A 23156-nucleotide genomic window follows, 5' to 3' on the forward strand; every position below is an offset into this window, starting at 1 on the left:
CAGTATGCGCTCCGTCACCACAGGAATAAATGAGCTATCATTTAGATGATTACAAACTCATGGTTAGCAATGGACAAACTTCGCAGCATGGAAGTATTCGTCGCCGCCGTCGACACCGGCAGTTTCACGGCGGCGGCAGAACGATTCGGCATATCCGCCGTCATGGTCGGCAAGCACGTGCGCGAGCTGGAACAAAAGCTTGGCGCCGCCCTGCTGACGCGCACCACGCGGCGCCAGTCGCTGACCGAGATCGGGCGCCAGTATGCTGAACAATGCCGCGCCATCCTGGCGCAGATCGGCGCCGCCGAAAGCCTGGCCGAAACCATGCGCGTGGCGCCGCGCGGGGTACTGAAGGTGACGGCGGCAGTCTCGTTCGGCATGGAATGGCTCAGCCCCATGATCCCCGACTTCCTCGCGATGTACCCCGAAGTCAGCGTGGACCTGAACCTGAACGACCGCATGATCGACATGGTGGAAGAAGGATTCGACATTGCCGTGCGCATCGGCACGCTGGAAGATTCGTCGCTGGTAGCGCGCCCGCTGCGGCCGTACGGCGTGGTGATTTGCGGTTCCCCCGACTACCTCGCAAAAAACGGGGTACCGCAAATACCGGCCGACCTCGCGCAGCACGAATGCCTGGAATTCAGCGGCTGGGTGCCGCAAGCACGCTGGCGCCTGAAAGGCGACAAGGACGGCCGCCACGTCGCCTTAAGCCGGCTGCGCGCCAACAACAGCTACGCGCTGAAGCAAGCCGCACTGAAGGGTTTCGGCCTGATCATGCAAGCCGAAACAGCGCTGGCGCAAGACATCGCCGCCGGCCGACTGGTACGCGTACTCGACGACTACCTGCCCACCCCGCGCCCCATGCACCTGCTCTACCCCCGCGACCGCCAGCCCACACCCAAGCTGACCAGCTTCGTCGACTTCATGCTCACCCGCCTCGGCCCTGGCAATTAAAAAGTCGGGGTCAGCTCCGGCAATCGGACATTTCGCGCAGCGAAATGTCCGATTGCCGGAGCTGACCCCGACTTTCGACTTCTAACCCTTAAGGGGCTTGCCAGCCGCCGCCGAGGGCGCGGGCGAAGCTGACGGTGGCCAGCATGCGCTGCGTGTTGATTTGCACCGCGGCGCGCTCCGCTGCCAGTGCGCTGCGCTGGGCGTCGGTGACGTCGAGGTAGGTGCTGATGCCGCGCTCGTAGCGGGCGCGGGCGACGTCGTAGGCGCGGGTGGCGGCTTCGCGGGAAGTCGCTTGGACCTTGCCTTGCTGCGTACGCTGCTGCACGTCGGACAGGGCATCCTCCACTTCACGCAGGGCGGTCAGCAGCCTGCCTTCGTGGTTGGCTACCGCTTCTTCGTAGCGGGCTTTGGCAACGGTCAGGTTGGACTGGTTGCGGCCACCGTCGAAGATCGGCAGCGACAGCGCCAGTGGGCCGAAGCTGAAGGCGCGCGAGCCGCCTTTGGCGATCTCGCTCAGGCTTTCCGATGCATAGCCGAAGTTGCCGGTCAGGCTGACCGATGGGTAGAACGCGCCTTCCGCGACGCCCACATTGGCGTTGGTGGCGCGCAGCGTGGCGACACTGGCTGCCAGGTCCGGACGATTGGCCAGCAGGTTGGCGGGCAGGCCGGTTGGAATGACCGGCGGCGCCGGCATCTCGGTGGCCGTTGCCGGCTCCAGTTGCATCGACGATGGCGATGCGCCTACCAGCACGGCCAGCGCGTGCTCCAGGGTGTTGCGCTGGCGTTGCACTTCTTCCAGGTCGGCTTCGGCGTTGGCGCGTTCGATGCGGGCGCGCGAGGTGTCCAGCTCATTCGACAGGCCGGCATTGAAGCGGGCATTCACCAGTTCCTCGGTTTCCTTGCGGGTGGCCAGCGCGCCGCGCAGGATCGCCATTTCGGCATCCAGGCCGCGCAACTGCCAGTAGGAGGTGGCGATCTGCGACGACAGCAGCAACAGCACGCCGTCGCGGTCATGGCTGGSGGCCAGCGCTTGCGCATCGGCCGATTCCACGGCGCGGCGCACGCGGCCGAACAGGTCCAGCTCGTACGAGAAGCCTGCGGCGACAGAATAGTTGTTGCCATGGATCGAGCGGTGGCCCAGCGCGATACCTTGCGAGGTATTGGCCGAGGTACGCGAATTCGAGACGCCGGTGCTGAGCGTCACGGACGGCAGCTGGCTGGCCTTGGTCAGCCCCAGTTGCGCTTCGGCCTGGAACAGGCGCTGCGCCGCCGCCTTGACGGTCGGGCTGTCGCGCAGGGCCTGGTGCTCAAGCCGGTTCAGCGTGTCGTCGCTGAACACGGTCCACCACTGCGCCGGCAATTGGGCTTCGCCGGATGCGCCTTGCGGCGCGTGGCGGAAGGCCTGTTCCTTCATCCCGGCAGGCGCTTTGAAGTCGCCGCCTACGGTGCCGCAGCCGGCCAATACCGCCGCTGCGCCAACTGCCATTGCAATCATTTTGATGTTCATAGTTCTTTCTCTCATTTAGTGCGCGCCGGAGCCGCCACCCGAGGGGGACTTCACCTTGTCGGACAGCCACAGGATCAGGATGCAGGACAGCAGGATCGCGCCCACGATCAGGAAACCGTCGTTGTATGCCATCACGAAGGACTCGCGCCGCACGATGCTGTCGACCGCCTTCAGCGCCTTGTCCGATGCGGTGACCGGGTCGAAGCCCTTGCCGATGAAATTCTGCGTCAGCTGGTCCAGGCGCAACTGGGTCGCGGCCGAGAAGCTGTTCACTGCCTCGCCCAGGCGGGCCGAGTGGAAGTGTTCGCGCTGCGTCAGCTGGGTCGCCAGCAGGGCAATGCCGATCGAGCCGCCCAGGTTACGGATCATGTTGAACAGGCTCGATGCCGATGCGGTGTCTTTCGGTGCAATGCCGTTCATCGCAAAGTTCGACAGCGTCAGCATGACAAACGGTTGGCCCAGCGCGCGCACCACCTGCGACAGCAGCAACTGGTCATAGCCGGTGGTCGCGTCCATATAGGCATTCATGATGCACGACACGCCGAACAGCCCGAGGCCGATCGAGCACAGGATGCGGTTGTCGACCTTCATCGACAGCTTGGCCGCGAACGGCATGATGAACAGCTGCGGCAAGCCGGCCCACATGATGACTTCACCGATCTGCATCGGCGAGTAACCGGCGATCTGGCCCAGGTACAGCGGCAGCAGGAAGGACGAGCCATACAGGCCCATGCCCATCACCGCTGCCAGCGCCGACGCCACCAGGAAGTTACGCTGCGCGAACAGCCCCAGGTTGACGAAGGGTTGCGGGCGCATCGCGCTGGTCAGCACCCAACCGAGCAAACCGACGATCGCCAGGCCTGCAAAGGCGATGATGAAACCGGATTCGAACCAGTCCTTGCTATTGCCCTCTTCCAGGAAGATGGTCAGGCAGCCCAGGCCCATCGCCATGAAGGCGATGCCCAGCCAGTCGGCGTTGAACAACTCGCTCAGTTTGCGTTCTTCATGATCGAGTCCGTATGCGACACCGGCGATCAGCAGGATGCCGGGCGCCCAGTTGATATAGAAGATCGATGGCCAGCCATACAGTTCGCTCAGGTAGCCGCCCAGGGTCGGGCCCATGGAAGGCGCGAGGGTTGCGGTCAGGCCGAAGATGGCCATGCCGACTGCGCGCTTGGAAGGAGGCAGCTTGGCCATCACCAGCGTCATCGCCATCGGAATCAGTGCGCCGCCGGTAAAGCCCTGCAGCATGCGGAACAGGATCATGCTTTGCAGGTTCCACGCCGCGCCGCACAGGGTCGAGAACATCAGGAACAGCGCGGTGGTACCCATCATGTAGCCGCGCATGCCGAAGGTGCGCGTCAGCAGCGCGGTCAGCGGGATGACAATGATTTCCGCCACCAGGTAGGCGGTCGAGATCCAGGAGCCCTCTTCCTGCGTGGCGTTCAGCGCGCCGAGGATGTCGCGCAGCGAGGAGTTGGTGATCTGGATGTCCAGCACCGCCATGAAGGCACCCAGCATGCCTGCAGCGACTGCGATCCAGGTGCGGCCGGATACCCGGCCTTCAGGCACCGTCATTGGGGCGCTCATTTTACGTTGGCTGCCTGAGTGTTCGATTTGATGCTGACTTCAGCGATGGCCGACATGCCCGGCACCAGGCGGCCTTCATAGGCTTTCAGGTCTTCCGGCTTGAAGGTGATCTTGACCGGCACGCGCTGTACGATCTTGGTGAAATTGCCGGTGGCGTTATCGGCCGGCAGCAGCGCGAATTGCGCGCCGGAGGCTGGAGAGAACGAGTCCACGCGGCCAACCAGTTCCTTGCCAGGCAGCGCGTCGATGGACAGGCTCACTTCCTGGCCCACGCGCATGTCGGCGAGCTGGGTTTCCTTGAAGTTGGCGGTGATCCAGACATTGTCCTGCACCAGCGCCACCAGCTGCTGGCCTGGCTGCACGCGCTGGCCCACTTCCAGGCTGCGCTTGCCGACGCGGCCTTCGACCGGGGCGACGATGCGGTTGTATGCCAGTTGCTGCTGCGCGTCTTTCAGCTGCACTTGCAGCACCTTCACTTGCGCCTTCAGCACTTCGCGCGCGGAGGTCGCGGAACCGATCTGCGCTTTCGCCGCGACGGCGCTGTCCTTGCGTGCTGCCACGTCGGCAGTGGCGCTGGCGCGGGCCGCATTGGCGGCATCCAGTTCGGCTTTCGAGACAGCCTTCATCTGGCTGGTATACAGCTGGCCGTAGCGCTCGGCGTCCTGCGTGGCGCGCAGCTGGTTGGCCTGCGACTGCGCGACTTGGGCGGCGGCGGCGCTGGCTTGCGCGTTGACCTGGGCGATCTGGGCGTCGGCCTGCAGCACTTGCTGCTGCACGCTGGCGATCTGCGCCTGGATCTGCTCTACCTTCACCTGCTGGTCGAAGGGATCGAGTTCGGCGATCACATCGCCGGCTTTCACGAGCTGGTTGTCGTCCACCAGCACCTTGGTCACCACGCCGGAGATACGCGAAGACACGGGATGCACGTGGCCTGCCACATAGGCGTTTTCCGTTTCCACGTAGTGATGGCTGCGGTACCACATGCGGCCGCCGGCGCCCAGGGCTGCCAGGGCGATCAGGCCGGCGACCAGGAGCACGCGACGGTTAGGAGGGGTGGCGGCAGGCGCGGCTTCTGGCACGGCGCTGAGCACTTTTTGTTCGGCTGGGTTGTGCTGGGACATGGTGGGAAACTCCCTGAAAATGAAATGAGTCGTGTGCATTATTCGACAATCAATGACCAAAGTCAAGAAATGAAACGATTGCATTTCATTTTTATTTGACTTAAAGTAGGGGCTATCTGATAGCCTTCGGGCATTACGTACGGTATCCATCATGTCTGTTGAACAAGTTACTGAGCCAGTCAAAGCGGGCCGCCCGAAGGCAGCGGAGGCCGAATCACGCCTGAATGACCTGCTGGATACGGCTGCCCACCTGATCCTGGAAAAGGGATACGGCAAGGTCAGCCTGGAAGCCATTGCCAAGGAGGCAAGGGTTGCCGTGCGCACGATTTACGTGAAATTCGGCGGCAAGGCCGGCCTGCTGAAGGCCATCCTGCTGCGCTACCGCGCCGGCGCCTTCGACCCTGCCGGCATGGAAACCCTGCACCGCCCTATCCGCGACACCCTGCTGGAATTTGGCCTGCGTTTCCATCGCCTGGTCAGCACGCCCGAAGCCACCTCGCTGTACCAGATCGTGGTGGCGGAAGCCCACGCCAACCCCGACCTGGCGGAAGCCTTCTGGGATGCCGGCCCGCGCCAGACGCGCGAACTGCTGGCGCGCTATTTCGCCCGTCCGGATATCGCAGCCCAACTTGACACGAACTCGTCGCCGGAGCGGCTGGCGATCCACCTGATGAACTGCCTGATGGGCGACCAGTTGCGCCGCTTCCTGTTCGAATCGCGCTGCGGCGTAGCGACGACGCCGGAAGAAATCGAGCAGGGTATCGAGCTGTTCCTGCGCGGAGTCGTCAAGCGATAAGTGCCCTTTAAGCGTGCGCGGCAGCGTATGTGCGCTAGCGCACGGTGGCCCTTCGGGTAGCTGCCGGATACTGACCTTCTCAAGAACATAATTAAAGTGGGAGGTTGTATGAGCAAGGTCGATCGGCTCGAATGGAGCAGGAAAATCGCCACGATTAACGAGCGCATCAAAGGCTTCCAGGCAAACCCCAACAAGGAACACCTGGACGCCGCGATCAATGAACTGAAGGCCTATGCAGAAGCTGCCAATAGCGGCGGCATCGAAATCCCAGAGCGCTTCATAGCGAGCTAACAACAAACCGGGCAAAAGCCCGGTTTTTTATTGCAGCAACCCGCTTCATGTGTCACGATGCCCACCCCTAGTATCAACTTATTGGTAGTGAATCATGAGCGAACAAGCAACCCAACAGCAGCAAAACGACGACCAGAAATTCTTCGAGAACATCGACGCCTACATTGCACTGGCCAACGCCCACGAAAACAGCAATAAAGGCGCGCCACAGCTGGTTGGCGCCAGCCTGCTGTTCGCAGCCGCCCGCTACAACATCTTCCTGGTAGCCCGCGCCCAGGGCGACCTGGAAACCTACAACGCCAAGAAAGAAGAAGCCAAGGCTTACTTCATGGACCAATTCGGTAAAATGTTCGACGACAACTGGAACGACTACAGCCAGCACTACGAGCAATACCGCAACCAGAAGTAATGTCCACCTTGGGGCGGTCCGGCGATCCGGCAGGAACAAAAGTGGACATTTTTGTTCCTCCCCAGGTCTCCGCCCTCCCCTGATCTAGATCAGTTCACTTTATTGTCACGGTGCTATCGTCGGTGAATGAGCCGACCACCACGCCCCTGCTCCCAGATGCCTTCTACCACGTCACCGCACGTGGCAATCGCAAGGCCAATATCTATCTTGACGAGCGCGATTACCTGATCTGGCATGGCCTGGTCGCGCGCACCGCCGACCGCTTCGGATTCATCTGCCATGCGTATTGCCAGATGCCGAACCATTTCCATCTGCTGCGATATAACGACCATTCGAGCGCGCTCTCACGGTGCAAACGATACCGAACGCATCCGGGCGTATTGTGACTTCATATCCGCCGGGATTGGCGGACACAACCCATTGAAACCACCTCCCCTGCCCATCGTTACCGACAAAATGGACCGTCAGCAAGCCATCGCTGAAGCCTTGCGTGCAGGCGAGCACAGCCCCACTCAAATCGCAGAGCATTTCAAAGTTTCAACGAAGACGGTACAAAGAATGCGCGCAGCCGAAGCTGCGCGTTGAAGAAGAGAAAATGTCCACTTTCGTTCCTGACCCCTAGGTGGACATTTTGCTGGAGCAAGCTTAGCGCTTGCGCGGTGGCGGCAGGTCGGTGCAGACGCCTTCGTAGGCTTCGGCCGCCATGCCGATCGATTCGCCCAGGGTCGGGTGCGGGTGGATCGTCTTGCCGATGTCGATGCCGTCGGCGCCCATTTCGATCGCCAGGGCGATTTCACCGATCATGTCGCCGGCGTGCGTGCCGACGATGGTGCCGCCGATGATGCGGTGGGTCTCCGCATCGAACAGCAGCTTGGTGAAGCCTTCGTCGCGGCCGTTCGCCACGGCGCGGCCGCTGGCTGCCCATGGGAAGTGGCCCTTTTCAACCTTGATGCCTTTGGCTTTCGCTTCGTCTTCGGTGATGCCGGCCCATGCCACTTCCGGATCGGTGTAGGCTACCGATGGAATGATCTTGGCGTCGAAGTAGGCTTTCTCGCCATGGGCTGCTTCTGCTGCGACGTGCGCTTCGTGCACGGCTTTGTGGGCAAGCATTGGCTGGCCGACGATGTCGCCGATGGCGAAGATGTGCGGTACATTGGTGCGCATCTGGCTGTCGACGTTGATGAAGCCGCGGTCGGTGACCACCACGCCGGCCTTGTCGGCGGCGAGCTTCTTGCCGTTCGGGCTGCGGCCGACTGCTACCAGGACCATGTCGTACAGCTGCGGTTCCGGTGCGGTGGCGCCGGCTTCGGCTGCTTCGAAGGTGACCTTGATACCTTCCGGCAGCGCTTCCACGCCGACGGTCTTGGTCTTGGTCATGATGCGGTCGAAGCGCTTCTCGTTGTACTTCTGCCAGACCTTGACGGCTTCGCGGTCGGCGCCTTGCATCAGGCCGTCCATCATTTCGACCACGTCGATACGCGCGCCGAAAGTGCTGTAGACGGTGGCCATTTCCAGGCCGATGATGCCGCCGCCGATGACCAGCATCTTCTTCGGCATGAAGCGCAGTTCGAGTGCGCCGGTGCTGTCGACGATGCGCTTGTCTTCAGGGACGAATGGCAGCTTCACCACGCTGGAACCAGCGGCGATGATGGCTTGCTTGAACTGGACTACCTTCTTGCTGCCGTCTGCTGCGGTGACTTCGATATGGTTCGGGCTGAGGAACTGGCCGACGCCCTGCACTACGTTCACCTTGCGCATCTTGGCCATGCCGGCCAGGCCGGTGGTCATCTTCTTGATGACGCCGTCCTTGTAGCTGCGCACCTGGTCGATGTCAATCGTCGGCTTGGCGAAAGTGACGCCGTTCTTGGCCATGTGGCTGGTTTCGTCCACCACGGCGGCCAGGTGCAGCAGGGCTTTCGATGGGATGCAGCCGACGTTCAGGCATACGCCGCCCAGGGTCGCGTATTTCTCGACCAGCACGGTGTTCATGCCCAGGTCTGCGGAGCGGAAGGCGGCGGAATAGCCGCCCGGGCCGCCGCCCAGGACCATCATGTCGCAGGTGACGTCGACCTGGCCGGCGTAACCGCCGGCTTGCGGCGCGCTTGCAGGAGCTGCCGGTGCGGGTGCGGCGGCTGGTGCCGGGGCTGGGGCGGCGGCGGCCGGGGCTGCGGCTGCGCCGGAGGTCTCCTCGACCACCATCAGCGCCGAGCCTTCGCTCACCTTGTCGCCGACCTTGATCTTCAGCTCCTTGATCACGCCTGCGTGGGTCGATGGAATCTCCATCGATGCCTTGTCGGATTCCACGGTGGCCAGCGATTGGTCGACCTTGACGGTATCGCCAACCTTGACCAGCAGTTCGATCACTTCAACTTCCTTGAAGTCGCCGATGTTCGGTACTTTAACTTCGATCATCGCGGCCTCCTTACAGCAGGATCTTGCGCATATCGGCCAGTACTTCGGCCAGGTATGCAGCGAAGCGGGCACCGGACGCGCCGTCGACCACGCGGTGGTCGTATGACAGCGACAGCGGCAGCATCAGGCGCGGCACGAATTGCTTGCCGTCCCATACTGGCTTCATGGAGGACTTGGACAGGCCGAGGATCGCCACTTCCGGTGCGTTCACGATCGGGGTGAAGGCAGTACCGCCGATGCCGCCCAGCGACGAGATGGTGAAGCAGGCGCCCTGCATGTCGGTCGGTTTCAGCTTGCCTTCGCGCGCTGCCAGCGAAAGTTCGCCCATTTCCTTGGCGATCTGCGACACGGACTTCTGGTCGGCATTCTTCACCACCGGTACCACCAGGCCTTGCGGCGTGTCGGCGGCGAAGCCGATGTTGTAGTACTTCTTCAGGATAAGGTTCTCGCCCTTCTCGTCCAGCGAGGAATTGAAGGTCGGGTATTTCTTCAGCGCCGAGACGGAGGCCTTGATCACGAACGCCAGCATGGTGAGCTTGACGGCGTCCTTGTTCTTGGCATTGGCGTTGTTGCTGTCGACGCGGAACTGTTCCAGGTCGGTGATGTCGGCGTCTTCGAACTGCGTCACGTGCGGGATCATGACCCAGTTGCGATGCAGGTTCGGGCCGGAGATCTTCTTGATGCGCGGCAGCGGGGACAGTTCGGTTTCGCCGAATTTGCTGAAGTCCAGCGACGGCCACGGCAGCAGGTTCAGGCCTGCACCACCGCCAGCGGCGGCCGGCGCGGCGCCCGGCGATGCTACCGCGCCGGAGACGATGCCTTTGACGTAGTTCTGCACGTCCAGCTGGCTCACACGGCCTTTCGGACCGGTGCCGCCAACGCGGGTCACGTCCACGCCCAGTTCGCGCGCGAACTTGCGGACGGATGGGGAGGCGTGGGCGAGCTTGCCGTTCACCGCAGGGGCGGACGGCGCGGAAGATGCTGCGGGCGCTGGGGCAACGGCGCTGGCGGCTGGAGCGGCTGCAGGAGCTGCGGCCGGTGCAGTAGCTGGCGCGGATGCTGCGGCTGCAGGCGCGGCTGCCGGGGCGCCGCCGACCGCATCGACGATCAGCACCAGCGAGCCTTCAGCGACCTTGTCGCCTACCTTGACCTTGATCTCTTTCACCACGCCGGCGTGCGACGATGGAATTTCCATCGAGGCTTTGTCGGATTCGACGGTCACCAGCGACTGGTCTTTGGCGATGGTGTCGCCAACCTTGACCAGTACTTCGATGACTTCCACTTCCTTGAAGTCGCCGATGTCCGGCACCTTCACCTCGACCGGGCCGGCCGATGCAGCGGCCGGCGCTGGCGCGGCAGCTGCGGCGGGCGCTGGGGCTGGGGCCGGTGCCGGCGCAGCAGCCGCTGCGGGAGCTGCGGGAGCTGCTGCAGGTGCAGCGGCAGCGCCGGAAGCTTCAACGACCAGCAGCAGCGAGCCTTCGGCCACCTTGTCGCCCACCTTCACTTTGATTTCCTTGACGACACCAGCCTGCGACGAAGGGATCTGCATCGATGCCTTGTCCGATTCAACGGTCACCAGCGACTGGTCAACCTTGATCGTGTCGCCCACCTTGACCATCAGCTCGATGACTTCAACTTCCTTGAAGTCGCCGATATCCGGGACTTTCACTTCAACCATGCTCATAGTGTTTGCTCCGTCTTCTATTTATTGGGTCACCGGATTTGGCTTGTTCGGGTTGATGCCGTACTTCTTGATGGCGTCTTCCACCACCGACATCGCGATCTTGCCTTCGTCCGCCAGGGCGCGCAGGGAAGCGACGGTGATGTAGTAACGGTTCACCTCGAAGAACTCGCGCAGCTTGGCGCGGCTGTCCGAACGGCCAAAGCCATCGGTGCCCAGCACCTTGTAGGTGCGGCCGGCAGGGATGTATGGACGGATCTGGTCGGCAAATGCACGCATGTAGTCAGTGGTGGCAACGATCGGGCCGGTGCTGTCCTTCAGCAGGCCGGTCACGTAAGGCACGCGCTGCTCCTTGGTCGGGTTGACCATGTTCCAGCGGTCGCAATCCTGGCCATCGCGCGCCACCAGGGTCAGCGAAGGAGCGGACCACACGTCGGCGGCGATGTTCCAGTCGTTCTTCAGCAGTTCCGCGGCGAAGATGGATTCGCGCAGGATGGTGCCGGAGCCGACCAGCTGCACGCGCTGCTTGGCGGCTTTATCGCCTTCTTGCAGCAGGTACATGCCCTTCAGGATGCCCTCTTCCTGGCCTGGCTTCAAGCCTGGGTGGGCATAGTTCTCGTTCATGATGGTGATGTAGTAGAACACGTCTTCCTGCTCACCGACCATGCGGCGCAGGCCGTCCTGGATGATCACAGCCAGTTCATGGCCAAAAGTAGGGTCGTACGGCACGCAGTTCGGGATGGTCGCGGCAACGATGTGGCTGTGGCCATCTTCGTGCTGCAGGCCTTCGCCGTTCAGCGTGGTGCGGCCGGCGGTACCTGCCATCAGGAAGCCGCGTGCGCGCATATCGCCTGCCGCCCATGCCAGGTCGCCAACGCGCTGCAGGCCGAACATCGAGTAGTAGGTGAAGAACGGGATCATCACGCGGTTGTTGGTCGAGTACGAAGTCGCGGCGGCGATCCACGAGCTCATGCCGCCCGCTTCGTTGATACCTTCCTGCAGGATCTGGCCGGCCTTGTCTTCGCGGTAGTACATCACCTGGTCTTTGTCGACCGGCTCGTACAACTGGCCTTGCTGGTTGAAGATACCGATCTGGCGGAACAGGCCTTCCATACCGAAGGTACGGGACTCGTCAACCAGGATAGGCACCACACGCTGGCCCAGGGACTGGTCGCGCAGCAGTGCGGTGATGATACGCACATAAGCCTGGGTGGTGGAGATCTCGCGGCCTTCCGGAGTCGGGTCGGTCACGGCCTTGAAGGCGTCCAGGCCCGGTACTACCAGTTGCTCGTCGGCCTTGGTGCGGCGCGACGGCAGGTAGCCGCCCAGCGCTTTGCGGCGCTCGTGCAGGTACTTCATTTCAGGCGCGTCGTCGGACGGCTTGAAGAACGGGATGTCTTTCAGCTTGTCGTCCGGGATCGGGATGTTGAAGCGGTCGCGCATTTCGCGGATCGCTTCGTCGTCCAGCTTCTTGGTCTGGTGCGCGGTGTTGCGCGCTTCGCCGGACTTGCCCATGCCGAAGCCCTTGACGGTCTTCACCAGCAGCACGGTTGGCTTGCCGACGGATTCGTTGGCCTGCTTGAATGCGGCGTAGATCTTGTGCGGATCGTGGCCGCCGCGGGTCAGGCGCCAGATGTCGTCGTCGGACATGTTGGCGACCATTTCCAGCAGCTTCGGATGCTTGCCGAAGAAGTGCTTGCGCACGTAGGCGCCGTCCTTGGCCTTGTAGTTCTGGTATTCGCCGTCGACGGTTTCCATCATCACCTTCTGCAGGATGCCGTCCTTGTCCTGTGCCAGCAGGTTGTCCCAGCCCGGGCCCCAGATGACTTTGATGACGTTCCAGCCGGCGCCGCGGAAGTCCGCTTCCAGCTCCTGGATGATCTTGCCGTTGCCGCGCACCGGACCGTCCAGGCGCTGCAGGTTACAGTTGACTACGATGTTCAGGTTGTCCAGCTGTTCGCGGGCAGCCATGCCGATCGCGCCCATCGATTCCGGTTCGTCCATCTCGCCGTCGCCGCAGAAGGCCCAGACTTTACGGCCTTCGGTGTTGGCGATGCCGCGTGCGTGCAAGTACTTCAGGAAGCGTGCCTGGTAGATCGCCATCAGCGGGCCCAGTCCCATCGACACGGTCGGGAACTGCCAGAATTCCGGCATCAGTTTCGGGTGCGGATAGGAAGACAGGCCTTTGCCGTCCACTTCCTTGCGGAAGTTCAGCAGCTGTTCTTCGCTCAGGCGACCTTCCAGGAAGGCGCGCGCGTAGACGCCTGGGGAGGAGTGGCCCTGGATGTACAGCAGGTCGCCGCCGTGGGTCTCGCTCTCGGCTTTCCAGAAGTGGTTAAAGCCGATGCCCAGCATGTTCGCCAGCGAGGCGAACGAGGACAGGTGGCCACCCAGGTCGCCGTCGGCGCGGTTGGCCTTGACCACCATTGCCATCGCGTTCCAGCGCATCCACGAGCGCAGGCGCTCTTCGTATTCCAGGTTGCCTGGGCAGTGGGCTTCTTTATGGGCGGGGATGGTGTTGACGTAGGCGGTGTTGGCGGAGAACGGGATATCGGCGCCGCGGCGGCGCGCCAGGTCGACCAGTCGCTCCATCAGGTAGTGGGCACGCTCAGGGCCTTCGTTTTCCAGGACGGCTTCCAACGCCTCCAGCCATTCTTTGGTTTCCTGTGCATCAGGATCGTTGGCCGTTTGTGCCGTGACCTGGTCAAGTTGAGCTGACATGTAACTAGTCTCCTATCGATTGAAGGCGCCCCACCCTTTATGTCTCCGGACGGTGCAGGTGATTATTTACTAAGACTTTGGCTAAGTGTGAAGGATTCTATCAGCGAATCCTTTGTTTTTCAAATTGCGGAAGTTGATTTCATATTGCGAAATGCGTTGCAGATCTACAAATGGTTGTAATGGTTAATTGTCGGTGGGAAATCTCCTACGTATACTCAGGAACATGGAGAGCACGCCTGACCTCGTTTCGGCCCGAACCCTGCAGCGCGAACGCACTGCGCGCAAGGAGGCGGAGTCATTGCTGGAGCAAAAAAGCCGTGAGCTCTACGAGAAAAACCAGTTCCTGCAGGAAAGCGAACTGCGCTACCGCAACCTGGTGGAACTGGCACCCGACGCAATCTGGATTCACAGCGAGGGCCGCATCAGCTTCCTGAACCTGGCCGCCTTGCGCCTGTTCGGCGCCAGCTGTCCCGAGCAATTGCTTGGCACCCTGGCCATCGACCGGGTACCGGAGCAGTTCCATGCGGCCGTCGAAGCCTGGACCCCGATGGAACTCGATAAGGTGCACCAGCGCCCGCGCAGCGAACTGCGCCTGCTGCGGCTGGACGGCACGCCGGTGGACGTGGAATTCTTTGGATGTTCGATCCGCTTCAATAATCGCGATTCGGTGATGCATGCGGCGCACGATGTCACCGAGCGCCTGCAGCAGGTGGCAATTCGCCACCGCGCTACGCACGATGAGCTGACCGGCCTGGCCAACCGCGCCTACTTCCTGGAGCGCCTGGGCGAAGAAATCGAGAAGGCGCGCTGCGCCGGCACCTCGCTGGCGGTGGCCTTTGTCGACCTGGACAAATTCAAACAGATCAACGACACCCGCGGCCATGCGGTTGGCGATGAATTGCTGCGCATCGTCGCTTCGGTGCTGCGCTCCTGCGTACGCGACAGCGATACCGTGGCCCGCCTCGGCGGCGACGAGTTCGTCCTGTTGCTGGACAGCTCGCAAGGCCATCCGACGCCGGCCGTGCTGGCGCAGCGCATCAGCGACAAGTTGGCGGAGCCGGTCATGCTGTCCGGCCAGCAGCACGTCATCAGCGGCAGCATCGGCCTGAGTATCTATCCTGACGACGGCCTGCATGCGGAAGAAATGCTGCGCCATGCGGATATCGCCATGTACCACTGCAAAGGCCAGCGTTGCAGCAATGTGCAACTTTTCACACCGGACATGCAGCACAGGCTCGATGCGCGGGTGACGCTCGAACAAGGCCTGCTGCGCGCCTTGCAGCGCGACGAGTTCGTACTGCACTTCCAGCCGCAGATGGATTTGCGCAGCGGCGGCCTGACTGGCCTGGAAGCCTTGCTGCGCTGGCAGTCGCCGGAGCTGGGCCTGGTGCCGCCGATGGAATTCATCCCGCTGGCGGAGGAAAGCAACCTGATTGTCGATATCGGAAAATGGGTGCTGGAAAAGACTTGCGCCACGTTGCGCGAATGGCTCGATGCCGGCGTGCCCGTGGTGCCGGTGGCGGTCAATATCGCGGCCTCGCAATTCGCGCGGCAGGACTTCGACACTACGGTGGAAGATGCGCTGGGCAGGTACGCAATCGACCCGGGCTTGCTGGAACTGGAGCTGACCGAAAGCCTGTCGATGGGCGACCCGATGGGTTCCATCGCGCTGATGCAGCGCCTGCGCGCCATCGGCATCAATCTGGCGATCGACGACTTCGGCACCGGGTATTCCAACCTCAGTTACCTGAAACGCTTCCCGATCGACCGGCTGAAAATCGACAAAAGCTTTACTTCCGGGCTGGCGAGCAATACCGAAGATCATGCCATCGTCACCGCTGTTATCAGCCTGGCGCACAGTCTCGGGCTGAAAGCGATTGCGGAAGGCGTCGAGACCGAGGACCAGGTACGTTTGCTGCTCGCAGAGGGCTGCGACGAAATCCAGGGCTACTTCTTCAGCCGCCCTTTGCCGGAGCCTGCCGCCCGCGAGATCCTGCTGCGTCGGCCCACCCTGCCGCTGCCTTCGGACAAAAGCCGTGGCGCGGGTTGAACGGATCAAACCACAGCTCTTTCCTGGCCAGCACCGCCGGATCGATGTCCTTGTTCGGCAGGTCGATGCGGCGGCGATTGCATAGCCTGGCGCGCTGAAGGTAGCTGCGGTGGTGTTCAAGTACCAGGCGCTCCAGCGTGCCGTCCTTCAGCAGCGCTTCCATGCCGGCGCGGATGCGCTTATATAGCCGCGGATTCCCGGGCGAGACAAAAAACAATGACGGAATATTGTCGTGCAGGAGAATGCTGTCTTCAACCGCCAGTTGCGGGAAGGCTTGCTTGCGCTGGTCGTACTCCTGGAAAATCTCATTCACGCCGCGCGGGAAATAGTCGAAACGCCCGGCGATCAGCATATCGAACAGCCCGATGTAATTGCTGCCCGTGACGTAGCGGAAGCCGTTGTCCTGCAGCGACGCACGCGTGACCCAAACGGCGCCAACACCGGCGGTCATTTCCCTGAGGCCTTCAGGCAGTACAAGTTTGTGCATGCGGTCCTGGTTCTTGCTGTCGATCAGGGAGATTCGCCAGTTTTGCAGGCCCATATCGGTCGGCACCGGTACCGCACGCAGGGACTTGAGCCATTGGGCGTCCGCTGGATAGGCCGTCACGTTGATCAGCTTCCCGTCCTTGAGCGCCGCCAGCAGGCGTGGGCGCTCCATGTGGATGTCGGCATAGTCGATGGTATACGGCCCGAATTCGGGCACGGTGCGCTCCATCACCTGCTGCAGCAGGGCCTTTGAATATTCGCGCCGCAGGTCGGCGGCAGATGCGGCGCGGTCGAAGATCACGGCATCCACCGCCCGGGCATCGAGCGCGGCGCATGCGAACAGCAGCGCGGCCAGGCGGATGGTTGTCTCCGTTATATTCATTCGCCTATGATAGCGCGATATGACCAACGCTTACATTCACCCGACACCCGGCCTGCCCGGCCGCCTTCTCGCCCGTCTTGCAAATTCCCGCCGCCTGGCCGGCGTTCGCCGCGCCGTGTTTTCGCGCCTGCCATTCCTGACGCTGGAAAGCAACGTGCGCGATGTGGTCTACCTGACCTGGATGATGGACGCGGCGACCGCCCAGGCGATGGTGCCTGCCGGCCTGCGCTTGTGGCAGCACAATGGCCTGACGCCGTTCAGCATCCTGACCTATCGCCACGGCCATTTCGGCCCGGCGCTGGCGGGGCCTGCGCGCCGCCTGCTGCCATCGCCCTTGCAAAGCAATTGGCGCTTCTACCTCGAGGAGCCGGGTAAGGTGTATTTCGTGCGCAATATCATGGATAGCACGGTGCATGCGCTTGGCACACGCATCTTCAGCGATATCCTGCCGACCCACTTGCCCAAACGCTTCGTGCATGAGCGCGATGGCGAGGAATACACCACCGTCATCGACCCTGGCGCCGGCAGCGCGCCTCTGCTGAAGGCGCGTACCCGCGTGTCCGGCGGGCGCGAGCTGCCGCATGACCTGGCCTGCGCCTTCGGCAATTGGGAAGAGGCGGTCAGATTCCTGGCTTGCCAGCATACGGCCATGATCGAGGTTCCAGGATTGGGCCGCATGGCGGAATCCGAAATCAGCCTGCCGATTGCGCTCGATGAAGTACTGCCGCTGGACGCGACGTCCGTGGCCTGCCCGATGGCAGGCGCCAACGCCGGCACGCCTTTCTGCTTCGCCGTACCACGTGTTAGGTTCAGGGTTCTTTCGGAGTCTCTAGCAGCTTCCTGATCGCACCGCGCGGGTTGGCCATGAAATCGTGCATGACCTCATAGTGCTCGGTGTCTTCATAGGCGCGCTGCCGGATGCCTTCGGGCGAACAGACGAAAATGCTGGCTTCAGGGTAGGACATCAGGATCGGCGAATGGGTCGCAATCACGAATTGGGCGCCTTCCTGCACCAGCTCGTGGATACGTGCCAGTGCGGCCAGTTGCCGGCGTGGCGACAATGCGGCCTCCGGTTCGTCAAGGATGTACAGTCCTTTGCCGCGAAATCGGTTCTGGAGCAGGGCCATGAAAGATTCACCATGCGATTGCTCGTGCAACGAGCGATCGCTATACGCGCCACCAACGTCAAGATCCTCAATCGTGGTCGCAAGATTGAAAAAGCTCTCCGCACGCAGGAAATAGCCGTCCTTGGGCATACGCACACCGCGTGCAATCCGCAGGTATTCGTGCAGGCAGGAGTGCGATGCGCGGGTCGCGAAACCAAAATTCTTGCCGCCACCTTCTGCGTTATAGCCAAGCGCTACAGCCAGCGCCTCCAACAACGTCGATTTTCCCGAGCCATTTTCACCGACGATGAAGGTCACCGCCGGGTCGAATTCAAGGCGGCCGAGGTGGCGCACGGCGGGCAGGCAGAAAGGATAGGCCGAGAAATCGGGCTTCTTGTCGGGATGAAGCTGTGCGTCGATCAGGAACTGGTACGAGATCATGATTTCGGAGCCGCCAACACCTGCTTCAGCAGGCCACGCGGATTAGCCATGAATTCATGCATGACCTCATAGTGTTCGGTGTCCTCGTAGGCGCGTTGGCGCAGGCCGTCGGGCGTGCAAACGAAGATGGAGCTTTCCGGATAGGCCATCAGGATCGGCGAATGGGTCGCAATCACGAATTGCGAGCCGCCCTGCACCAACTCGTGGATGCGTTTCAGGGCGCGCAACTGGCGCTGCGGCGACAGCGCCGCTTCCGGTTCGTCGAGGATGTACAGGCCCTTACCGCCAAATCGCTTGTCCAGCAGGGCGAGAAAGGACTCGCCATGCGACTGCTCGTGCAGCGAAACGCCGCCATAGGAATCGATGATTGGCGGGCCTCCAGGTCCTTCGTCAAGCCTTTCAATCTCCGTCGCAACATTGAAATAACTTTCCGCGCGCAAGAAATACCCGTCGCGCGGCTTGCGCACGCCCCGTGCGACACGTAAGTACTCATGGAGGCGGGAATGCGAGGCACGGGTGTCAAAACTAAAATTCTTGCTCCCGCCTTCCGCGTTAAAGCCCAGCGCGACCGCCAGTCCCTCCAGCAAAGTCGACTTGCCCGAGCCGTTTTCGCCGACGATAAAGGTCACGGCCGGGTCGAATTCGAGCCGGCCGAGGTGGCGCACGGCGGGCAGGAAGAAGGGGTAGGCCGAGAAATCAGGCGTCTTGTCGGGACGCAGCTGGGCATCAATCAGGTACTGGTAAGAGATCATTTGTTGGCAAGCTTACAATCATGTGCAGTGCAGCACAAGGCCGCCACCATTTATAATGGCGACTTTCCATTCCACCAATCCAAGCAATCATGTCCGCACAACTGATCGACGGAGTAGCGCTCTCCCAAAAACTGCGCGCCGAAATCGCGTCCCGCGCCGCCGCCCTGACCGCCAAAGGCAAGCAGCCAGGCCTGGCCGTGATCCTGGTCGGCGACGACCCGGCCAGCCACGTCTACGTGCGCAACAAGGTCAAGGCTTGCGAGGACGCCGGCATCCGCTCGGTGAAAGAACAGTACGCCGCAGACATGACCGAGCAAGCGCTGCTCGAGCGCATCGCCACCCTGAACGCCGACCCGGCCATCCACGGCATCCTGGTGCAGATGCCGCTGCCAAAGCACATCGACCCGCACAAAGTGATCGAAGCCATCGCCACCACCAAGGACGTGGACGGCTACTCGGTGCTGAGCGCCGGTGAACTGATGACCGGCCTGGAAGGCTTCCTGCCATGCACGCCGTACGGCTGCATGAAGCTGATCGAATCGACCGGCGTCAGCCTGAAGGGCAAGCACGCCGTCGTGATCGGCCGCTCCAACACCGTCGGCAAGCCAATGGGCCTGCTGCTCTTGCAAGCCAATGCAACCGTCACCATCTGCCATAGCGGAACCTCGGACCTGGGCTACCACACCCGCCAGGCAGACATCGTGGTGGCAGCAACTGGCCGCCGCAATACCCTGACTGCTGATATGGTGAAGCCGGGCGCCATCGTGATCGACGTGGGCATCAACCGCGACGAGAACGGCAAGCTGTGCGGCGATGTGGACTTTGCAGGCATCAAGGAAGTCGCTTCGCATATCACGCCGGTGCCAGGTGGCGTAGGTCCGATGACGATTACCATGCTGCTGATGAACACCATTGAATCGGCAGAACGCGTTTAAAGGAAACCAAATGACTGACAATCCCCTGCTGGACTTTAGCGGCTTGCCGCGTTTCGATGCGATCAGGCCCGAACACGTCACCCCCGCAATCGAGCACCTGCTGGAGAAGAACCGCGCCGCCGTGGTGGAGCTGGAAGCGCCAAGCGACAATGTGACGTGGGATAACTTCGTCACCCCGCTGGAGAATTCCACCGAGCTGCTGGGCCGTGCCTGGGGCATCGTCAGTCACCTGAACAACGTGGTGGACACGCCCGAGCTGCGTGCCACCTACAACGAAAACCTGCCGAAAGTGACCGAGTTTTGGACTGCCCTGGCCCAGAACGAGGCGCTGTTCGCCAAATACAAGGCCCTGCGCGCCAGCGCGGAATTCGCCGCCCTGTCGCCGGCGCGCCAGCGCATCATCGACAACGCGATCCGCGACTTCCGCATGGGCGGCGCCGAGCTTGCGGCCGATAAGAAGGAGCGCTTCGCCGCGATCCAGGAAGAACACGCAGCGACCAGCACCCGCTTCAGCGAAAACGTGCTGGACGCCACCAACGACTGGAAACTGCTGGTCGAAGACGAAGCCGAGCTGCGCGGCCTGCCCGACGATTCCAAGGCCGCAGCCAAGGCGCTGGCCGAGAAAGACGGCAAGCAGGGCTGGCAATTCACCCTGCACTTCCCTTCCTACTACCCGATCCTGCAGTTCTGCGACAACCGCGCCCTGCGCGAAAAGGTCTACCGCGCCAACGCTACCAAGGCTTCGGACCTGGCCGACGCGTTCAGCAAGCGCGAAGACTGGGACAACACCGGCAATATCGCCACCCTGCTGAAACTGCGCGCGGAAGAAGCCGGCCTGCTGGGCTACAAAAACTTCGCCGAAGTCTCGCTGGTGCCGAAAATGGCCAAGTCGCCGGAACAGGTAATCGAATTCCTGGAAGACCTGGCCAGGCGCGCCCGCCCGTTCGCCGAGAAAGACCTGGCCGAACTGCAGGACTACGCCGCCAAGGAACTGGGCATCAATGACCTGCAATCGTGGGACCTGCCATACGCTTCCGAAAAACTGCAGCAGCACATGTACTCTTTCTCGGCGCAGGAAGTGAAGCAGTACTTCCCAGAGCATAAGGTGATCGACGGCCTGTTCAAGCTGGTGCAAACCCTGTTTGGCGTGAGCATCAGGCCCGACAGCGCGCCGGTCTGGCACAAGGACGTGCGCTTCTACAGCATCGAGCGCGACAGCGTGCTGGTGGGCCAGTTCTACCTTGACCTGTACGCCCGCGAAGGCAAGAGCGGCGGCGCCTGGATGGATGACGCGCGCGGCCGCCGCCTGAAAAACGGCGAGCTGCAAACCCCGGTCGCCTACCTGACCTGCAATTTCACCGAACCGCTGGAAGTGGACGGCGTGCCGCAGCCGTCGCTGTTCACCCACGATGAAGTGATCACCCTGTTCCACGAATTCGGTCACGGCCTGCACCACATGCTGACCCAGGTCGAGGAACTGGCGGTCTCGGGCATTTCCGGCGTCGAATGGGATGCGGTCGAGCTGCCGTCCCAGTTCATGGAAAACTTCTGCTGGGAGTGGGATGTGCTGAGCCATATGAGCGCCCACGTGAAGAGCGGCCTGCCGCTGCCGCGCGCCCTGTATGACCGCATGCTGGCGGCGAAAAACTTCCAGTCCGGCCTGCAGACCCTGCGCCAGGTTGAATTCGCCCTGCTCGACATGCTACTGCACTACGACTTCCAGCCATCCGGCGCCAAATCGGTGCAGGACCTGATCGACGAAGTACGCCGCAAGTTCGCCGTTATCATCCCGCCAAGTTTCAACCGTTTCCAACATTCCTTCGGCCATATCTTTGCCGGAGGCTACGCGGCGGGATACTATAGCTACAAGTGGGCGGAAGTACTGTCTGCCGACGCCTACGCTGCCTTCGAGGAAGCAGCGGCGCTGGACGGCGGCAAACTGTCCACCGATACTGGTAAGCGCTTCCAGCGAGAGATCCTGGCCGTCGGCGGTTCGCGCCCGGCCCTGGAGTCGTTTACCGCATTCCGCGGCCGTGAGCCGACCATCGACGCCCTGCTGCGCCACAGCGGCATGGCGGCATAAAGGAGATAGAGATTCAATGAAACGCGCTGCCCTGCTTTTGCTGCTGCTGACTGCCAGCGCGGCGCACGCCCAGATGTACAAGTGGAAGGACGAAAAAGGCGTCACCCACTTTACTGCGACGCCGCCGCCCGCCACTGCCCAGAAGGCTGAGGTGAAGAATTACAACACCGCCGGCGCCGGCGGTGTTGCCTTGCCATCGGAACTGGCGGAAGCTGTGCGCTCCCGTCCGGTGGTGCTGTACACCACGGCCAACTGCGGCGCCGGCTGCAACATGGCCCGCACCATGCTGGCCAACCGCGGTATTCCATACCGCGAAAAGACCGTTTCCTCCACCGATGACTTTGACGCCCTGAAAAAGGCCGGCAGCGACGGCCAGGTGCCGCTGCTGCTGGTGGGGCGTACGCGCCAGATCGGTTTCGAACAGAGTGCATGGGATAGCGCCCTGACCCAGGCCGGCTACCCTACCGAGAAGATGCTGCCACAGGGCTATTCGAACCCGCCGCCGGCACCGGCCGCACCGCCGCGCGGTCCGAGCGCCGAAGAAGCAGCCGCCGCCAAGGCGGATGCCGAGCGCGCTGCAGCCGCGGCGGAGAAGGCGCGCCAACGCGACGAGCAGAAAAACGCATCGCCAAACTTCCGCTTCTAAGACGCTTCAAAGAAATAATGACGCAGATTGATTTCCACAGCGGCGTGCCGGACAAGGTTGCCTATGCCTGCCGCCTGCTGCGTAAAGCCTACGCCAGCACGCCCCGCATCGTCGTCATGACTGAAGATGCGGCGCAACTGGCGGAGCTGGACAAGGCCCTGTGGACCTTCTCCGCCACCGACTTCCTGCCCCACGCCCACGCCGACGATCCGCTGGCGCCTGATTCCGCCATCGTGCTGGCCGACAGCGGCACCGCCGAACTGCCGCAAGCGGGCCTGCTGGTGAACCTGGCGCGCCGCGCACCGGCCCAGTTCGAGGCTTTTCCTCGTTTGATCGAAGTCATCTCTTCCGACGAGGAAGATGCCGCGGCTGGCCGCCTGCGCTATGCTGCCTACAAGCGCCAGGATTTCCCGCTCAAACACCTCACTGTAGGCAAGTAGTCAATGAACCAGCCTTTCGACGCCAGCATCCCGGTCCTGACCGAAATCATGAAGGACGAGGTGCCGGCAGCGGTCGCACAAACACCGTTCACCGAGGAAAACGCCTTGGGATGGCAGGCGCTGGAACGCCGCGTCGCCGAACAGGTGCTGCAGCAACTGTCGAACCGAGTCGATTTCGTACTCGAACAACGCATCAAGGACAGCTTGGCCGAAGTCCTTGAGCACGCGCTGCACGCCCTGACGGCGGAAATCCGCGCAGGCCTGCACGACACCATCGGCAAGATCGTTACCCGCGCTGTGCAACAGGAAATCACCCAGCTGCAGGCCGGTTCCAGCCGCCGCGATTAATT

21 protein-coding genes are annotated in these 23156 nt (G+C 62.2%); 12 read left to right on the plus strand and 9 right to left on the minus strand.

The window, feature by feature from the left end; translation table 11 throughout:
* Window positions 1-69: 69 nt before the first annotated feature.
* Window positions 70-957, plus strand: a complete 888-nt coding sequence (locus tag ASE26_RS15575; RefSeq protein WP_055930355.1) for a LysR family transcriptional regulator — start codon at window positions 70-72, stop codon at window positions 955-957.
* An 88-nt stretch (window positions 958-1045) separates the two neighbouring features.
* Here ASE26_RS15575 and ASE26_RS15580 read toward each other — a convergent pair whose 3' ends face one another.
* Genes ASE26_RS15580 through ASE26_RS15590 form a run of 3 tightly spaced genes read right to left on the minus strand, consistent with a single transcriptional unit; the run spans window position 1046 to window position 5175 of the window.
* Window positions 1046-2464, minus strand: a complete 1419-nt coding sequence (locus ASE26_RS15580; RefSeq protein ID WP_055930352.1) for an efflux transporter outer membrane subunit — start codon at window positions 2462-2464, stop codon at window positions 1046-1048.
* Between the two features lie 15 nt (window positions 2465-2479).
* Window positions 2480-4042 carry a DHA2 family efflux MFS transporter permease subunit gene (locus ASE26_RS15585; RefSeq protein ID WP_229207133.1) on the minus strand — a complete coding sequence of 521 codons (1563 nt, stop codon included), beginning with the start codon at window positions 4040-4042 and terminating at the stop codon, window positions 2480-2482.
* Between the two features lie 8 nt (window positions 4043-4050).
* Window positions 4051-5175, minus strand: a complete 1125-nt coding sequence (locus ASE26_RS15590; protein ID WP_055930346.1) for an HlyD family secretion protein — start codon at window positions 5173-5175, stop codon at window positions 4051-4053.
* Window positions 5176-5326: 151 nt separating this feature from the next.
* Between ASE26_RS15590 and ASE26_RS15595 the strand changes: the two genes are divergently transcribed.
* The 4 genes from ASE26_RS15595 to ASE26_RS30650 all read left to right on the plus strand — a co-directional run bounded on the left by ASE26_RS15595 (window position 5327) and on the right by ASE26_RS30650 (window position 7057).
* Entirely contained in the window at window positions 5327-5971 is a 645-nt protein-coding gene (locus tag ASE26_RS15595; protein WP_055930343.1) for a TetR/AcrR family transcriptional regulator, read from the plus strand.
* 108 nt (window positions 5972-6079) lie between these two features.
* Window positions 6080-6262, plus strand: coding sequence for a hypothetical protein (locus ASE26_RS15600; RefSeq protein ID WP_055930340.1), 183 nt, complete (start codon window positions 6080-6082; stop codon window positions 6260-6262).
* Between the two features lie 94 nt (window positions 6263-6356).
* Window positions 6357-6671: a DUF3144 domain-containing protein gene (locus tag ASE26_RS15605; protein ID WP_055930337.1), complete on the plus strand. Its 315-nt coding sequence runs from the start codon at window positions 6357-6359 to the stop codon at window positions 6669-6671.
* 122 nt (window positions 6672-6793) lie between these two features.
* Window positions 6794-7057 (plus strand): transposase, encoded by a 264-nt coding sequence (locus ASE26_RS30650; protein ID WP_162246556.1) that lies wholly within the window; start codon window positions 6794-6796, stop codon window positions 7055-7057.
* Between the two features lie 259 nt (window positions 7058-7316).
* Here the strand turns inward: ASE26_RS30650 and lpdA are convergent, their stop codons facing one another.
* The 3 genes from lpdA to aceE are packed head-to-tail and all read right to left on the minus strand — an operon-like array spanning window position 7317 to window position 13485.
* A complete protein-coding gene (lpdA, locus tag ASE26_RS15615; protein ID WP_055930331.1) occupies window positions 7317-9083 on the minus strand; it encodes a dihydrolipoyl dehydrogenase in 1767 nt (588 codons plus the stop codon).
* A 10-nt stretch (window positions 9084-9093) separates the two neighbouring features.
* A complete protein-coding gene (aceF, locus tag ASE26_RS15620; protein ID WP_057246525.1) occupies window positions 9094-10767 on the minus strand; it encodes a dihydrolipoyllysine-residue acetyltransferase in 1674 nt (557 codons plus the stop codon).
* A gap of 21 nt (window positions 10768-10788) precedes the next feature.
* The gene (gene aceE, locus ASE26_RS15625; protein ID WP_055930327.1) at window positions 10789-13485 is read right to left on the minus strand and encodes a pyruvate dehydrogenase (acetyl-transferring), homodimeric type; all 2697 of its coding nucleotides are present in this window, start codon (window positions 13483-13485) and stop codon (window positions 10789-10791) included.
* Between the two features lie 223 nt (window positions 13486-13708).
* On the opposite strand from aceE, the gene ASE26_RS15630 reads away from it, so the two are divergent.
* Entirely contained in the window at window positions 13709-15535 is a 1827-nt protein-coding gene (locus ASE26_RS15630; protein WP_055930325.1) for a bifunctional diguanylate cyclase/phosphodiesterase, read from the plus strand.
* Here the strand turns inward: ASE26_RS15630 and ASE26_RS15635 are convergent.
* Window positions 15441-16403 (minus strand): hypothetical protein, encoded by a 963-nt coding sequence (locus ASE26_RS15635; protein WP_057246526.1) that lies wholly within the window; start codon window positions 16401-16403, stop codon window positions 15441-15443. The genes ASE26_RS15630 and ASE26_RS15635 overlap by 95 nt on opposite strands.
* A 19-nt stretch (window positions 16404-16422) precedes the next feature.
* On the opposite strand from ASE26_RS15635, the gene ASE26_RS15640 reads away from it, so the two are divergent.
* Window positions 16423-17247, plus strand: coding sequence for a DUF2071 domain-containing protein (locus tag ASE26_RS15640; RefSeq protein WP_057246527.1), 825 nt, complete (start codon window positions 16423-16425; stop codon window positions 17245-17247).
* On the opposite strand, the gene ASE26_RS15645 is transcribed toward ASE26_RS15640, so the two are convergent.
* Window positions 17213-17950 (minus strand): AAA family ATPase, encoded by a 738-nt coding sequence (locus ASE26_RS15645; RefSeq protein WP_055930316.1) that lies wholly within the window; start codon window positions 17948-17950, stop codon window positions 17213-17215. The genes ASE26_RS15640 and ASE26_RS15645 overlap by 35 nt on opposite strands.
* Window positions 17947-18702 carry an AAA family ATPase gene (locus ASE26_RS15650; RefSeq protein ID WP_057246528.1) on the minus strand — a complete coding sequence of 252 codons (756 nt, stop codon included), beginning with the start codon at window positions 18700-18702 and terminating at the stop codon, window positions 17947-17949. Before ASE26_RS15650 ends, ASE26_RS15645 begins: the two co-directional genes overlap by 4 nt.
* Before the next feature lie 89 nt (window positions 18703-18791).
* Here ASE26_RS15650 and folD point away from each other — a divergent pair, with 89 nt between their 5' ends.
* Genes folD through ASE26_RS15675 form a run of 5 tightly spaced genes read left to right on the plus strand, consistent with a single transcriptional unit; the run spans window position 18792 to window position 23154 of the window.
* On the plus strand, window positions 18792-19637 hold the full coding sequence (folD, locus tag ASE26_RS15655; RefSeq protein WP_055930313.1) for a bifunctional methylenetetrahydrofolate dehydrogenase/methenyltetrahydrofolate cyclohydrolase FolD: 846 nt from the start codon (window positions 18792-18794) through the stop codon (window positions 19635-19637).
* Between the two features lie 10 nt (window positions 19638-19647).
* On the plus strand, window positions 19648-21720 hold the full coding sequence (locus ASE26_RS15660) for a M3 family metallopeptidase (protein WP_055930310.1): 2073 nt from the start codon (window positions 19648-19650) through the stop codon (window positions 21718-21720).
* A 16-nt stretch (window positions 21721-21736) separates the two neighbouring features.
* Entirely contained in the window at window positions 21737-22366 is a 630-nt protein-coding gene (locus tag ASE26_RS15665; RefSeq protein ID WP_055930307.1) for a glutaredoxin family protein, read from the plus strand.
* A 17-nt stretch (window positions 22367-22383) separates the two neighbouring features.
* On the plus strand, window positions 22384-22806 hold the full coding sequence (locus ASE26_RS15670; protein WP_055930303.1) for a DNA polymerase III subunit chi: 423 nt from the start codon (window positions 22384-22386) through the stop codon (window positions 22804-22806).
* A gap of 3 nt (window positions 22807-22809) precedes the next feature.
* On the plus strand, window positions 22810-23154 hold the full coding sequence (locus tag ASE26_RS15675; protein ID WP_057246529.1) for a hypothetical protein: 345 nt from the start codon (window positions 22810-22812) through the stop codon (window positions 23152-23154).
* Window positions 23155-23156: the final 2 nt, after the last annotated feature.

Origin of the sequence: Duganella sp. Root198D2 (genome assembly GCF_001428585.1) — a bacterium.
GTDB lineage: Bacteria > Pseudomonadota > Gammaproteobacteria > Burkholderiales > Burkholderiaceae_D > Rugamonas.

Bases quoted from the DNA above. Each gene is read 5' to 3' on its own strand.
- ASE26_RS15635 (WP_057246526.1), bottom strand. From the start codon at position 16,403: ATGAATATAACGGAGACAACCATCCGCCTGGCCGCGCTGCTGTTCGCA.
- aceE (WP_055930327.1), bottom strand. From the start codon at position 13,485: ATGTCAGCTCAACTTGACCAGGTCACGGCACAAACGGCCAACGATCCT.
- ASE26_RS15590 (WP_055930346.1), bottom strand. From the start codon at position 5,175: ATGTCCCAGCACAACCCAGCCGAACAAAAAGTGCTCAGCGCCGTGCCA.
- ASE26_RS15630 (WP_055930325.1), top strand. From the start codon at position 13,709: ATGGAGAGCACGCCTGACCTCGTTTCGGCCCGAACCCTGCAGCGCGAA.
- aceF (WP_057246525.1), bottom strand. From the start codon at position 10,767: ATGAGCATGGTTGAAGTGAAAGTCCCGGATATCGGCGACTTCAAGGAA.
- lpdA (WP_055930331.1), bottom strand. From the start codon at position 9,083: ATGATCGAAGTTAAAGTACCGAACATCGGCGACTTCAAGGAAGTTGAA.
- ASE26_RS15660 (WP_055930310.1), top strand. From the start codon at position 19,648: ATGACTGACAATCCCCTGCTGGACTTTAGCGGCTTGCCGCGTTTCGAT.
- ASE26_RS15595 (WP_055930343.1), top strand. From the start codon at position 5,327: ATGTCTGTTGAACAAGTTACTGAGCCAGTCAAAGCGGGCCGCCCGAAG.
- ASE26_RS15670 (WP_055930303.1), top strand. From the start codon at position 22,384: ATGACGCAGATTGATTTCCACAGCGGCGTGCCGGACAAGGTTGCCTAT.
- ASE26_RS15600 (WP_055930340.1), top strand. From the start codon at position 6,080: ATGAGCAAGGTCGATCGGCTCGAATGGAGCAGGAAAATCGCCACGATT.
- folD (WP_055930313.1), top strand. From the start codon at position 18,792: ATGTCCGCACAACTGATCGACGGAGTAGCGCTCTCCCAAAAACTGCGC.
- ASE26_RS15645 (WP_055930316.1), bottom strand. From the start codon at position 17,950: ATGATCTCGTACCAGTTCCTGATCGACGCACAGCTTCATCCCGACAAG.
- ASE26_RS15675 (WP_057246529.1), top strand. From the start codon at position 22,810: ATGAACCAGCCTTTCGACGCCAGCATCCCGGTCCTGACCGAAATCATG.
- ASE26_RS15650 (WP_057246528.1), bottom strand. From the start codon at position 18,702: ATGATCTCTTACCAGTACCTGATTGATGCCCAGCTGCGTCCCGACAAG.
- ASE26_RS15605 (WP_055930337.1), top strand. From the start codon at position 6,357: ATGAGCGAACAAGCAACCCAACAGCAGCAAAACGACGACCAGAAATTC.
- ASE26_RS15665 (WP_055930307.1), top strand. From the start codon at position 21,737: ATGAAACGCGCTGCCCTGCTTTTGCTGCTGCTGACTGCCAGCGCGGCG.
- ASE26_RS15585 (WP_229207133.1), bottom strand. From the start codon at position 4,042: ATGACGGTGCCTGAAGGCCGGGTATCCGGCCGCACCTGGATCGCAGTC.
- ASE26_RS15575 (WP_055930355.1), top strand. From the start codon at position 70: ATGGACAAACTTCGCAGCATGGAAGTATTCGTCGCCGCCGTCGACACC.
- ASE26_RS15640 (WP_057246527.1), top strand. From the start codon at position 16,423: ATGACCAACGCTTACATTCACCCGACACCCGGCCTGCCCGGCCGCCTT.